Origin of the sequence: Fructobacillus americanaquae, from assembly GCF_024029775.1 — a bacterium.
Taxonomy (GTDB): domain Bacteria; phylum Bacillota; class Bacilli; order Lactobacillales; family Lactobacillaceae; genus Fructobacillus; species Fructobacillus americanaquae.
In genome coordinates, this window is sequence record NZ_CP097122.1 from 345146 (window position 1) to 358302 (window position 13157).

Consider the following 13157-nt stretch of genomic DNA (forward strand, 5'->3'; position numbering starts at 1 on the left):
ATTTTATAAATTTAATCAATAAATTCAAAAAATACTTGATTAAATTCTTCAGGAATTTCTAAATGAGGCAAATGACCTGCTTTTTGGATAATTTTTAAAGAAGACTGGTGGTTCAATAGCTTTTCGAAATCATGGTAATAACCGATTTTACATAAAGGCGAAGACCCACCAGCAACAAAAAGTGTTTTCAACGTACAATCAGCTAGGTCCTGGCGCCAATCTTCCAGCAAGTGGTTTTTCATCAAAGGATAGGCCAAATCAAAATCGAAAGGATTTTTCAGCTTATCTTCTTTCAACAAAGCTTTAAATTCTGGCGCAACCGGCACAGCGGTCAAGTGTTGTTTAATAAAGGTTTTAGACACTGTTCCAAAAGTCGACCAAGTCAGATTGCGGATGCCGGCCGTCCAGTTTCCTTCGTTGAGCAGCTTGGGGCTTTCATCAACAATAACCAACTGTTTCAACTTTTCTTGTCCAAATAGCGACAGATAGGCCCAAATAACCGATCCACCCATCGAGTGGCCAACCAAAGTCACTTGATCAATTTTTAATAATTCAAAGAGTTCCTGTAGATCAGCCGCTAGGCGAGAAACACGCAAGTTTTTCGTTGTTCGTTCCGATTGCCCGTGTGACCGCCAGTCCATGGTCACGACCCGGTAACCACGCGCTGTTAATCCTGGAATTTGATAAGACCATTCGGCTTGAATGCCTGAAAATCCCGACAGTAAAACTGCAACGGGACCAACCCCCGCTCGATCAGTGTAATTAATTTGAACACCATCACTCGTTGTAAAAAAAGCCATTTTCCCACATTCCCCTTTTCTTTTGCTTATGATGACAACAATCCCGATAAGCGACCAATAAAAATAGTTAAAATCAGGTAATCTGCCGCCCCACCAATGCTCAAATTTTGTTCAATCATCGTTTGATTCAACGTCGTTAAGTATTTTTGACCGGCTGCTGTCTCAGCACCACCCAGGGTGAAAAATTCATCGACCCAGTCTTGCATTTGTTGAACAATTGCTTTCGTCTTGGCACGTTTAATCAGCGTCGAATCCTGTATTGCTCCCGCCAGTGCCATTAGCGTATCCAAAAGACGATTTGTCATGGAGCCCGGCCGATCCCGTAATGTCGGCAGACCAACCTGTGCTAACGCTTTCAGGCCGGCAGCAACCTCACCCCGAACTCCTGTTAACTGGTAAGTCCGGTATTGGTAGGAGCCAGCTGTTTCTGCTTTCCAGTCACTGGGGTTCGGGCTAACCAGGTCATTCTCTAAGATATTGGCGCTGATTTTTCGAACAAAATGTAAGACCTTGTGCAAGGTCGTTGCTTCTTTACCTTGAATTGCCAAGCCATAAGCGGCAATGAGAATCCCCAACGTAAAAATCGCACCCTTATGCGTATTCACCCCGTTTGTGGCCAGATACATGGCCTGTTCGGCTTCAACACCTGCTGGGCGCAGGAGCTTTAACAAATCCATTGCCTCCGCCTGACTACAGTCTTGTCCCAATTGAAAAGCCCGCTCAAAGTATGGCCTTAGTGCTACGGCTGAATCAACAAAGGTCATCACCGTCATGTCGTGATGGGCCCCGGCTGAAAGCGGGTCAACCAAACCTGGCTTTGGTGCTAAAACAACTTCTTGCAAACAAGCAGCAAGCGCTGCATCCGCCACAAAATCTTGCGACCATTTTGGCAAGATTAAATCAGTCACAAAATAATTTCTATACAACTGATTGCTAGCAGCCTGAACAGCAGCAAGCGAGTGACGCCCTTTTTTAGCGCAGACCTTGGCATCGTCATCACAAACCAGACAAGGCCGAGGAGATAAACCAAGGTCTCGGCGTGAAAATTGGTAGCTTTCCGCCGAATCAGTCATAACATCACAATCAAACAAACGGCCAAGAGCAAAGTTGTCCTCGAAGTGCACCAACTTCTGCTTCCATTTTTTTATCTGGCCGTCTAGAACCAAAAAGGCCTCGGGACCGGTTATGCGCTGTTCATCCACATAAACTTTTTTAATGGCAGCATCCGCGCAAGCCCGCTGAATGACCTGCCAGCCAGCCATAAAAACTTGCTGAATCTTTGGACTATTTTTAATTGGGCCGGCGATATTTAGCTTCACCGCCAAAACAACCTGGTCAGGAAAATCAATCGCCAATTGTTGCTGTACGGCTGACCGCCACTCGCGATTAGTTAAAACTTGGTCTAAGGTAACTGCCTGACCATCGGCAAACAATTCCAGCATCTTCTTTCCTTCCAAACTGATTTCTATTGTCTATTCTAACAAAAACAACAAGCACCGACTGCAATAGAAAAGAGGGCCGGTTTCCCAGCCCTCGAATCTAACTGTTAATCTTGCACTTCCTTAATAACATCAATTAAAGTGCCATCACGATATTCAGCCAAGGCTACCACCCGGTCTTTGAAGACCAGTGGCTTAGGTCGACCAACCAATTTCTCCGCGCGTTGTTGCAGCTCTTCAATTGAATAGATTGGCAGACCCGGCACCTTTGCCAGAGCGTCCTTTAAATCCTGACGTTTTGGATTAATCGCAACGCCAATTTCAGTCACCAAAACATCAATTGAATCACCCGGTGTAATCACCGTAGTGACCGCTGGAACGACCGTGGCAATCCGACCGCGGACCAAGGGAGCGGAGATAATCGTCAACTTAGCCGTTGCCGCATCCTGATGGCCACCGATTGCTCCGCGGATGACGCCATCGGAGCCTGACATCACGTTCACGTTAAAATCAGTATCGATTTCCAAGGCTGAAAGGATAGCCACATCCAACCTATCAACCATGGCGCCCTTGTTAGCCGGGTCAGCATACCATGATGCATCGATTTCCTGCTGATTAGGGCTCTCTCGCATCGAGAAAGCAGCCCCCTTGTCAAAGTCTTGAACGTCCATAACTTTAGCAACTAGGCCCTCTTGCAAGAGGTCAACCGTTGGCTTGGTAATGCCACCCAGAGCAAAGGATGCCTTAATTTGCTTTTCAAGCATTGACTGACGCAAAAAACGGGTCACGGCCAGCGCCGCTCCACCAGAACCAGTCTGAAAAGAAAAACCATCTTGGAAATATGGTGAGTGTGTGATAACTTCGTTCACCATTTTAGCAATTTGCAGTTCCTTTGGGTCCTTGGTAAAGCGGGTCGCCCCAGAACCAATCTTATCGGGGTCACCAACCTTGTCCACCTTGACCACATAATCAACCTGCGTTTGCTGAATGGAGGCCGGGGTATTGGGATAAGGCTTTAAATCATCTGTGATCAAAACTAATTTATTGGCATAACGGGCATCCATCAGGGCATAACCCAAAGAACCAAAGGCAGTTTCCCCATCCATTCCATTGGCATTCCCCATTTCATCAGCATTCGGCACACCTAAAAAGGCAACGTCGATTTGAATGTCACCGGACTCAATTGCCCGTGCTCGGTTTCCATGTGAGCGGAAAATCACAGGATTTTTAAGGGCGCCGTGGGAAATGGCATTCCCCAAAGTCCCCCGCATCCCAGAAGAAGTAATATTGGTGACCACACCCTTCTCGATTGCTTCCACCACAATATCATTCATCACATTCGTCAATGATGAAGGGGCTAACGAAAGATTTTGATAACCGGCATCAATAATTTCGCGCATCACCATGTTAAAGACAAAGTCACCTTCACGAAAATGGTGATGAAAAGAAATTGTCATGCCATCATGAACAGTATCATGGACAACCTGGTGAATTGAATCAACAACCTTACTAGGGCCAGTCTGTGCTTGCACCTTTGGTGCCACCCTTTGAATTGTTGGATGACCAAAGTCAACTGATTCAAAACCACCATCATGGTATTGGTTCAAAGTTTCATCTGGAATTTCACGCTGAACTTTATTCTTCAATGTTATTTCCCTCCTGATCAACAAGGTGGTTTGCCTGCGCCAACGCCATTACTCGTTTTGCTCGTAACGCAACCGGTCGGTCAACCATCTGACCGTTAATGGCGATCACACCTGATCCCTTTTGTCGGGCAGCCTTAATGGCCATAATCACATTTTGTGCGTTAGCAATTTCCTTTTGACTTGGTTGATAAACTTGGTTCACTAAAGGAATCTGCCGCGGATTAATCACTGATTTGCCATCAAAACCAAGCTGATGAATCAGCTTGGTTTCCCGGATAAAGCCTTCCTCATCATCTAAGTTCGTAAAGACTGTATCAAAAGCTGCAATCCCTGCTGCTCGAGCGGCATGCAAAATAACATTGCGGGCGTACAATAATTCTTGGCCATCCGGATAGCGGTGGGTCTTCATATCAGTCGTATAATCTTCGGCAGACAGTGCAATCCCAATCATTCGATTAGAAGCAGCAGCAATTTCATTGGCATTGACAACCCCCTTGGCCGATTCAATTGCGGCCATCAAGTTCGTCGAGCCAACTTCTTTGCCAAATTCCTGTTCTGCCGCCGCTACCAAGTTTTCAAGTTCTTGGACCATCTCAGCCGATTCCGTTTTTGGCAGACGAATCACGTCAATGCCGGCCTTGACCATCGCTTTAATGTCGTTTTGATAAAAGGGGGTATCCAAACCGTTGATGCGGACAACTCGTTCAGCATCACCGTAATCAAAACGGGATAATGCCTCATAAACTAGGTAACGGGCAGCATCTTTTTCAGGCAGTGAAACCGCGTCCTCCAAATCAAACATAATCGAGTCCGCCCCAAAGATTCCGGCATCCTTGATTAATCCCGGATTATTACCAGGAACGAACATCATGGTTCTTCGTAAACGTTCACTTGTAACCATTAGAGCACCTCCCACTGTGGCTGGTCAACTTGGTTCAAAGCCCGTTGACAAACAGTAATCGCCCGCGCCTTAATAACAGGATCTAAAGCCCCCTGGTCAACGACCTTAATGACAGCATTTTGAATATCATAGGCAGCAAACACCGCTTCAATTGTTGCTTGAATTTGATCTCCAAATTGCTTGGCGACAGCTGAAACCAAGTCAAATTCCAGGCCATTCGTGCCTTGACTGACCACGATTTGAACATCCGAAGATTCGAGCGTTCCTGCTAAGGCAGTTTTCTTAATTTCCATCGATTTTTTGTCCTTTCTTGATTCTTGCTTGTAAGTCGGTAAGGTGATTTTCGATAAAAGAGACACTCGACGCTGGTAACATATCAACTACCTCCTGAACCCGTCCAGCTGCAATCGCCTTTCTTACTGTTCGGGCACTAATGACTTGCTGACTACCTGCCGGTTCCAGCATTCTAGGCACCAGCACAAGTTGAACTTCGGGCGGCAAGACTTCTTCTAACGCCTGGTTATATTGACCCGTTGTTTGCGATAACGGTTCCGTGCCAACATAACGGCTTGTGATGGCCAGTGGTTTGGCAATTTGTTCTTTAAACAAAGCGGCATCGAGCCGAGTTTGATAAAAAACCCGCTGACTATCGTCTTTTAGAAAATAAGCCGGAAAAGATAGGCTGGAGACCATGTAGGGGCCACCGGTTGCCACCACAATATTAGTTAAATCGCTCGTCCCTTCTTGAACTAAGCCCAATCGTTCTTCAGTCGTGAACAATGATTGGTCTTCCTCAACCACAAAAACATACACGAAGTCATTCTGCTGCGCCGCTTTTTCGATCAAGTACCGGTGTCCCTTGGTAAACGGATTGGCATTCAAAACAACCGCTGCTACCCGCATTGCTGATGCTGGTTTTTTAGGTAGTGCTGCCCGAAAACTAGCGACATTGGGTAAGCCCTTTTCTAAAATCAGACCCGTATTCGTCTTCGCCAAAGTCGTAAAGCCAACATGGACAAAGCTTTGTTCATATTCCACTTTGGTGAAAACAAATAAATGAAAGATTCCTTCTTGCGCTAAAGTCGTTTCTAACATTGAAACCAAGCGATTAAACCGAGCTCCCTTGGAGGCACCAGCCGTCGAAACGGCCAAATATTTTAGCGTTTGCCCAGCAATCGAGCCAGTTCCAACCATTTGTTCTTGGCCATCATAGATTGCAAAGGTTTGATCGAGTCCAGCCAATTCTTGGTTGAAAAAGTTATCAAGGCCTTGACTGGTCAAAAACTGTTGCCAAGCTTTTTTCGTCGCTGGATTAGTCAAATAAATTTGTTGAATATTTTCCACGATTGGCGCCCCACCTTTTTCCCTGAGCTTGCTACTTTAATGTTCCTGTTTGGCAAAAGCCAAGACCGCCTTTTCAACTGCTGCAACCACACCAGCATCAAAGACAGCGGGCACAATTTTTCCCGCCCTTGGCTGTTCGACCAAGTTAGCCAAGGCAGTCGCAACATGGAGCTGCAGTGCGATTGAAACTGATTTTAAATCAGTCGCCAAGAGGCCCTTAAACAGACCTGGTAAGGCCAAAATATTGTTCACCTGGTTAGCCCATTGAGAAGACCCAGTCGCAACCACAGCAGCACCACCCGTCTTGGCTTCCTCTGGTAAAATTTCAGGTACCGGATTGGCTAGCGCCAAAATAATGGCCTTGTCGGCCATCCGGCGAACTTGGTTAGTCGACAAAAGATGTTCATCTGACAGACCAATAAAGACGTCTTGTTGGTCGATAACATCATCTAAACTTTCCCCCTGGACTTGCTCAACTTGCTTTGCTAAATCGCGTTGAAAACGGTTATAAACTGAATTATCTGCTCGAATGACGCCATGAATGTCAACGAGCGTTTGCTTTTTTATTCCCGCAGCTAATAAGAGTTTGGCAGTCGCAACCCCGGCAGCACCGACACCATTGATCACTATTTTCAATTCTGTCAAGGGCTTGCCCACGACCTTAGCAGCGTTAATCAAAGCCGCCAGCACAACAATGGCCGTGCCAGTCTGGTCATCATGGTAAACAGGAATATCCAAAGCCTTTTGGAGTTGTTGCTCAATTTCAAAAACACGCGGTGCAGCAATGTCTTCCAAATGAATGCCTGCAAAGGATGGTGCCATTGCCTTAATTGTTGCCACAAATTCTTCGGTTGACACCTGGTTCAAAGCTAGCGGTATCGCATCAACACCAGCAAACTCTTTATAAATCAGTGCCTTCCCCTCAACAATTGGTAACCCAGCCCCAGGGCCAATATTTCCCAGCCCCAAAACGGCCGATCCATCGGTAATGACCGGTACTAATTTACCCGAAATGGTGTACTTCTTTTGGTCCGCCGGATGACGCTCAATTTGTTTGGCTAAAGCTGCCACCCCTGGCGTGTAAGCCTTGGCTAAATCAGTCGCATTCTTAATGGAAAAGGTCCCTTGAATCGTCAGGGCTCCTTGGTGGTGCTCATGAAGTGCAAAGACTTCATTCATATCTACCATATTGGCCTCCTCTGTTTTTGAAGACTTGAATTAAATCCTAAATTCATTTTAAATTGTGCATTGTCGATTGTAAAGAAAAATATTTAATATTTTTACAAAAAAAATGTATAATTAATCTTTTTTCAATATTTTAAGTTTTTTGCCATCTTTGAATTTATCTTACTTTTAAAATATTTGACACTTTGATTGTAAATATCTTGAATTTTGTAGTAGAATCAATTTAATGATTTCTTGTTTAAGCCAAAAATCACGGATTAAATTAAAGAAAATCAATAATAGAAGGAAAAGGATGACAATATGTCCGCAACGGATCCAAATTTACTGGCGCAAATTTCTGAAGACTACTATTTAAACAAGTTGTCCTTTGGTGAAATTTCGACCAAGTACGACGTTTCCCGGTACCTCATTAACAAGTACCTGACAGAAGCCGTGAAAACCGGTGTTGTGAAGATTGAAATTGCCACCTCTGCTAACCGTAATTCACAGTTAGAGCAAGTTTTTAAGGAAAAATTTCCAAACACAAATTGCTACATCATTCAAGATGACACCACGACCAGTGCCACTGAAGACCTGATTTCAAACTACGCAGCCAATCTAGTGGTCAAACACTTGGAAAATGGTCCCCATATCGTCGGTATGACTTGGGGTGACACGATGTACTCACTGATTGATGCCATCACGTCCAATCCCTTAGATCAGATTAAGTTTACCCAATTCGTCGGGGAAAACATGAAGTACAATTCCACGGCCGGTTCCGTACGCATCGTCGAACGGGCTGCCAAAAAGGTTGCCGGTGAATTCTTAACGCTCCCTGCTCCACTCTATTTAGCCGATGATGCTGTTCGCGATGGTCTGTATGAGGCCGTTTCAATCAAACAGACCATCGACTTGGCCAAACAAATGGATACAGTTTTGACTGGCATGGGCACAATTGCTTCGCTTGAATCCATCGCCATTTGGAACCAAAACATCAACCGTCTCTTCCCCAACGTTAAGTTAGGCGAAGTTGCGGGCATGATTTACGGTCGTCCATACGACATCAATGGCAATATCTTAAACGTTGGTTCCGACAAAGTCGTTGGTTTGGATATGAATTCTATCCTTGCAACACCAAAGCGAATTGGTGTGGTCCGTTCTAAGGCGAAATCAAAAGCAGCCCTTGGTGCCCTTCGTGGTGGCTTTTTAACTGACTTAGTGATGTCAGAATCGTTGGCATACCGAATTATCAACGAAGAAACTGAATAAAGCACGACAAAGTCTATCCCAGTGATAGTCTTTTTTACTGGACAATTATTCCAATGCACAAAAAAGGAGTGAAAACGAAATCGTTTTCACTCCTTTTTTTATGACTTTGTTTTTGTTTCAAAAAACTTTTGACAAACCAGGCCAAGCACAATACCAAAGAAGGCAAAGCCAATCCAACCAAAGCCGGCACCAGCACCAAAAATATGGGCCTGGTACCAACCGACATGAGTCGTTGTCCCAACATTATAGGAAACTAGTCCGCCGAGGTCCTTAGCAAAAGGTGCGTTTGACAAGCCGTCAAACACAGCCGCAATCAACGTCAAGCCCAGTGCCCAACCGTAAAGCAAGCGGCCTTGACCAAGCCATGGTGACAGCAGGCTCAGTAGAATCAGCACAATCGCAATGGGGTAGAGGAACATCAAGATAGGCACAGCCCAAACAATAATCTTGTCAAGACCTAATGTTGCGACAATAAAGGCCAAGAGTGAGGCAAAAGCCAACCATCCCTTATAAGAGACCTTCGGCCAAACGCGGTTTAAATCGTGTGCAAAGGATGCTGTCAGACCCATGGCAGTGGTAAAAACAGCCAGAGTTCCCATCACAGCGATAAAGATTTGACCAAAGCGACCAAAATAATACAGTATCACATTGGTCAAAGCAACGGCACCGTTACTAGAAATCGGCATATGGGCTAAGGAAGTGGTTCCCAGCAATATCAACCCAATATAAACCACAGCCAAAACAACCATCGATAAGGTGCCAGTCTTAATGATGACCTTCGCGATTTCACCAGGCTTTTTGTAACCTAATTTTTGAATAGAATGCACAATCGTCACCCCAAAAATCAGCGCTGCCATCGCATCAACCGTGTTGTAACCCTCAATAAAGGCCGGTGCAATCGCATTGCCTTGGTAGGCCGTCGTCACCATTTGGTGGGTGGAACCCATTGGTGCGATAATGGCCAAAATAAAGATAAATGCTAACATAACCAAGAAAATTGGGTTTAAGTAACGGCCAATAATATCCAATAGCTTCGTTGACTGAGTTGATGACCAATAAACGAGGATAAAGTAAATCAAGGTAAAGACAATCAGACCAATTTGTTGCTGACCCTTTGGCAGCCAATTAGCAAAGGAAAACGAATAAGCAACCGTTGCCGTTCGCGGCGCCACGATGATTGGTCCCAGGCAAAGCTGTAAGGCAACCAAGAAAATTGTGGCTGGTCTGTGTCCTAATGGTCGAATCAAATCAAAAACGGATTCAGACCGAGTAACGGCTAAAGCAACCAAAGCTAACAGCGGCAAGAAAACCGCACTCAGCAAAAAGCCAACCGTAGCCGGGCCCCATTGCGCACCTGCAACTTGTCCCAAGTGAACCGGGAAAATCAGGTTCCCGGATCCAAAGAACATTCCAAAAATCAATGAAAACAAGAGTAGCGCTTGTTTCCAACTAAGTTTCTTTTCCATTAATATTAAACTCCATTCATGGTTATCTAAACAACACAAGTTTTTTAGATAACAAAATACCTATCAATTTTACAAGAAAAAGTCTTGACTGGCTAGTAAAAAATTATTTTGAACTGCTTAAGAACACTAAAAAAAGACCAAAAATTGGTCTTTCAATTTTACAAAATTACTGGTTAATAATTTGGTCAATTTGTGCCAATTCATCAGCAGAAAAGTCCAAGTTTTTCGTAAATTCAAGGTTGTCCATCAAATGATCAACGGATGATGTTCCAATCACCACGGAAGCAACCCGCTTGTCTTGGAGCAACCAGGCCAATGACATTTGGGTCAGCGTCTGTTGGCGACCTTGGGCTAATTCATTGAGCGCCCGCAACTTAGCGGCCAAAGCATCGCGACCATTTTCAAACAAGAAACCATTCGTCTTGTGGATTGGGAAGTCCTCTGGCACACCGTTTAGATAACGATCGGTTAGCAAGCCCTCTGCCAATGGCCCATATGCAAAGAGTCCGGCATGGTGCTGGTCCAAGGTGTCCAGCAAGCCTGAGTTCTTTTGCTCCTGATTTAACATGTTATAAGAAACTTGGTTTCCGATGAAGGGTGTCTTCAGTTCCTTGAAGATTTCAGCAATGGCTTGCGTTTGTGCTGCGGTATAGTTGGACACCCCAACATACAGGGCCTTTCCCTGGCGAACCAAGGTATCTAAGGCCAGAGCAGTTTCTTCCAAGTTCGTATTTGGATCAAAACGATGAGCATAAAAAATGTCTACGTAATCCAAGTTCATCTTTTGCAGTGAGGTATCTAAGGCGTTAATCAACGTCTTTCGACCAGAAAATTCGCCCATTGGTCCAGGCCACATATGGTAACCAGCCTTCGTTGTAATCACCAATTCATTTCGGTAAGGCTTCAAATCTTGCTTGTAGACCTGGCCAAAAGTTTCTTCAGCGGTTCCGTTGTTGGGCCCGTAATTAAAGGCATTATCAAAAGAGAAAATCCCTTCATCAAAGGCTTTTAAAATGACTTTACGAGAATTTTCCAGTGGCTTGGTATCGCCAAGGTTACGCCACAGGCCAAAGGAAACGGCGGGGACAATCAAGCCAGAATCAGCGACTCGACGATAAGGCAACTTTTCATAACGATCTTCTGCTGCTTGGTAAACCATGTCTATTCCTCCAATACTGCTACTAACTGTTCTGCAATTTTCTGATGAGCTAACACATCAGGGTGATAGGGTCGTGTCTGAATCCCCCACTGGTCCGCTCGAACAACGGTAAAGTTACTAAAGCGAGCAACTTCTGCCAAAACGATGTCCACAAAGGCACCATTCCAAGGGGTTAATAAATAAAAATTAGCACCATGGAACCGTTTTACTAATTCTAACAAATAGACGCGCAAACCAAAAGCGAATTCTTGGTCACTAGCGCCATAGTTAGCATCGTTTAATCCGTAGGCCACGATCACTCGGTCCGTTGCCACCCGTCGGCGGCTAATGCCTTCACCGACTTGCCAGAGGGCATCAATGGCCTTTGGTTCCTGGAATGGCGCTCGGGCGGTCAACCCTGTTCCGCCATAGGCGATTCGGTTTAACGGACGGTCAAAGTGCTCGGCCACCAAAGCCGGAAACGATAACACCGGTTGGTGGTGGTCATGATTGGAACCGGACATTGATTCACCGGCAACAATTGAATCACCAACAAAAGTCAAATAAGGCCTTGTGACCGAACCATCCTTTGGCAAAACTGTCAAAAGATCTTCGTCACCCGACCAAACGAGATTGGTTAATACCAGGCCCGTCCGCCAAAAATCAACCTGCCCCGTCTCCCACTGGTCCAAAGTGAACTGGTAGTCGTGACCAGCCTGCAGATGAACGCTAACGTGGTCAGCAACGACCAAGAGGTCTTCTGATTTTTCACCGTCAATCGTCACCGTCCAAATCAGGTTAGGATAATGCTTTGCAAAAGTCAGTGTCAACGTCCCCTCATCTTGGGTTTTCACGAACAAATACGCACCATACTGTGAGGTCAATACCCCACCCTCTTCTAGCGCCGACCATTCCGGCGAGGCAAACTGTAATAAATCAGTTTTTATCATTCGGCATCCTCACGTTGATCTGGGCTCAACAAGACCTTGGCCATCGATTTGTGGGCAATCACTTGACCAATTGCTTCAGCAAAGAGCTTAGCCACTGTAATGACCGTCAATTTATCAAACTGCTTTTCAGCTGGAATTGGTACTGTATCAGCGACAATTACCCGATCAATCACTGACTCCTGAAGTTTCTGAGAAGCATCTCCTGATAAGACCGCGTGGGTTGCCAAGGCATCAATTGTCTTTGCGCCCGCTTTTTGAACGGCAATGGCCGCCTTGACCGTTGCCTCACCAGTATCAATCATATCTGACAAAATGATGGCATGCTTACCAGCAACGTTTCCAGTTACCGCGGCCTTCACCCGCGGATCCCGGTCTTGATCGACAATCGCCCATTGAGCGTGCAAGACTTCAGCCAATCGCTGAACTAATTTCAAAGTCGACGAACCAGAGGCAACCACGACAACATCCGGCCCAACCAAGCCTTGATCCTCGTAAAATTTGGCTTGGACAGGCATAGCAATTAGATGGTCAACAGGAATGTCGAAGAATCCCTGCACCTGACTGGTATGGAGGTCCATCGTCATGACGCGCTTAACACCTTGACTTTCCAACATATTGGCCATCAGGCGGGCAACAATTGGTTCTCGCGACCGCGTCTTGCGGTCTGAGCGAGCGTAGCCAAGATAAGGAATAATCACGTTGATTGACTTGGCTGACGTTCGCTTTGCGGCATCGATAAAAATCATCAACTTAATAAAATTATCATTGACTGGTTCACTGATTGGTTGGACAACGTAAACGTCAATTCCGCGGACAGAATCCACGATTCTTTCATAAATCTCGTTGTCAGCAAAAGTCTGAATCTCTACAGGTGCAATAGGCGTGTGCAATTGTTTCGCAATCGCCTCAGTTAAAGCTGGGTTGGTACCCAAATCAAAGAGACGGTATTTCGGATTGGCGGTCATAAATACTCCAAAAAATTCAAGTTTGTTATGTTATTGACTGTGACCACTGCCAAAAGCAATCTGGTCGAAGACTTA

Annotated in this window: 12 protein-coding genes; 1 reads left to right on the forward strand and 11 read right to left on the reverse strand. The window is 45.4% G+C overall.

Going from position 1 to position 13157, the window contains the following annotated elements:
- Positions 1–11: 11 nt before the first annotated feature.
- The 7 genes from M3M36_RS01495 to M3M36_RS01525 form a co-directional block, all read right to left on the reverse strand.
- Positions 12–800 carry an alpha/beta fold hydrolase gene (locus M3M36_RS01495; RefSeq protein WP_252774103.1) on the reverse strand — a complete coding sequence of 263 codons (789 nt, stop codon included), beginning with the start codon at positions 798–800 and terminating at the stop codon, positions 12–14.
- Positions 801–826: 26 nt separating this feature from the next.
- Positions 827–2257 (reverse strand): triphosphoribosyl-dephospho-CoA synthase CitG, encoded by a 1431-nt coding sequence (citG, locus tag M3M36_RS01500; RefSeq protein WP_252774104.1) that lies wholly within the window; start codon positions 2255–2257, stop codon positions 827–829.
- Positions 2258–2346: 89 nt separating this feature from the next.
- Positions 2347–3885 (reverse strand): citrate lyase subunit alpha, encoded by a 1539-nt coding sequence (gene citF, locus M3M36_RS01505; RefSeq protein ID WP_252774105.1) that lies wholly within the window; start codon positions 3883–3885, stop codon positions 2347–2349.
- Positions 3875–4786 carry a citrate (pro-3S)-lyase subunit beta gene (gene citE, locus M3M36_RS01510; RefSeq protein WP_252774106.1) on the reverse strand — a complete coding sequence of 304 codons (912 nt, stop codon included), beginning with the start codon at positions 4784–4786 and terminating at the stop codon, positions 3875–3877. The genes citF and citE overlap by 11 nt, the downstream gene beginning before the upstream one ends.
- Complete coding sequence (gene citD / locus M3M36_RS01515) at positions 4786–5079, reverse strand: citrate lyase acyl carrier protein (protein WP_252774107.1); 294 nt, start codon at positions 5077–5079, stop codon at positions 4786–4788. The genes citE and citD overlap by 1 nt, the downstream gene beginning before the upstream one ends.
- On the reverse strand, positions 5069–6130 hold the full coding sequence (gene citC / locus M3M36_RS01520) for a [citrate (pro-3S)-lyase] ligase (RefSeq protein ID WP_420842365.1): 1062 nt from the start codon (positions 6128–6130) through the stop codon (positions 5069–5071). The genes citD and citC overlap by 11 nt, the downstream gene beginning before the upstream one ends.
- A gap of 36 nt (positions 6131–6166) precedes the next feature.
- Entirely contained in the window at positions 6167–7318 is a 1152-nt protein-coding gene (locus tag M3M36_RS01525; RefSeq protein ID WP_252774108.1) for an NAD(P)-dependent malic enzyme, read from the reverse strand.
- 297 nt (positions 7319–7615) lie between these two features.
- On the opposite strand from M3M36_RS01525, the gene M3M36_RS01530 reads away from it, so the two are divergent.
- On the forward strand, positions 7616–8563 hold the full coding sequence (locus M3M36_RS01530) for a sugar-binding transcriptional regulator (protein ID WP_252774109.1): 948 nt from the start codon (positions 7616–7618) through the stop codon (positions 8561–8563).
- Positions 8564–8661: 98 nt separating this feature from the next.
- Here the strand turns inward: M3M36_RS01530 and brnQ are convergent, their stop codons facing one another.
- The 4 genes from brnQ to M3M36_RS01550 form a co-directional block, all read right to left on the reverse strand.
- The gene (gene brnQ, locus M3M36_RS01535) at positions 8662–10029 is read right to left on the reverse strand and encodes a branched-chain amino acid transport system II carrier protein (protein ID WP_252774110.1); all 1368 of its coding nucleotides are present in this window, start codon (positions 10027–10029) and stop codon (positions 8662–8664) included.
- A gap of 166 nt (positions 10030–10195) precedes the next feature.
- Positions 10196–11188, reverse strand: coding sequence for an aldo/keto reductase (locus M3M36_RS01540; RefSeq protein ID WP_252774111.1), 993 nt, complete (start codon positions 11186–11188; stop codon positions 10196–10198).
- A 2-nt stretch (positions 11189–11190) separates the two neighbouring features.
- Positions 11191–12117 (reverse strand): SGNH/GDSL hydrolase family protein, encoded by a 927-nt coding sequence (locus tag M3M36_RS01545; RefSeq protein WP_252774112.1) that lies wholly within the window; start codon positions 12115–12117, stop codon positions 11191–11193.
- Positions 12114–13082 (reverse strand): ribose-phosphate diphosphokinase, encoded by a 969-nt coding sequence (locus M3M36_RS01550; RefSeq protein ID WP_252774113.1) that lies wholly within the window; start codon positions 13080–13082, stop codon positions 12114–12116. Before M3M36_RS01550 ends, M3M36_RS01545 begins: the two co-directional genes overlap by 4 nt.
- Positions 13083–13157: the final 75 nt, after the last annotated feature.

Coding starts and splice junctions, on each gene's coding strand:
- M3M36_RS01495 (WP_252774103.1), bottom strand. CDS start 800: ATGGCTTTTTTTACAACGAGTGATGGTGTTCAAATTAATTACACTGAT.
- citE (WP_252774106.1), bottom strand. CDS start 4,786: ATGGTTACAAGTGAACGTTTACGAAGAACCATGATGTTCGTTCCTGGT.
- citD (WP_252774107.1), bottom strand. CDS start 5,079: ATGGAAATTAAGAAAACTGCCTTAGCAGGAACGCTCGAATCTTCGGAT.
- M3M36_RS01525 (WP_252774108.1), bottom strand. CDS start 7,318: ATGGTAGATATGAATGAAGTCTTTGCACTTCATGAGCACCACCAAGGA.
- M3M36_RS01530 (WP_252774109.1), top strand. CDS start 7,616: ATGTCCGCAACGGATCCAAATTTACTGGCGCAAATTTCTGAAGACTAC.
- brnQ (WP_252774110.1), bottom strand. CDS start 10,029: ATGGAAAAGAAACTTAGTTGGAAACAAGCGCTACTCTTGTTTTCATTG.
- M3M36_RS01540 (WP_252774111.1), bottom strand. CDS start 11,188: ATGGTTTACCAAGCAGCAGAAGATCGTTATGAAAAGTTGCCTTATCGT.
- M3M36_RS01545 (WP_252774112.1), bottom strand. CDS start 12,117: ATGATAAAAACTGATTTATTACAGTTTGCCTCGCCGGAATGGTCGGCG.
- M3M36_RS01550 (WP_252774113.1), bottom strand. CDS start 13,082: ATGACCGCCAATCCGAAATACCGTCTCTTTGATTTGGGTACCAACCCA.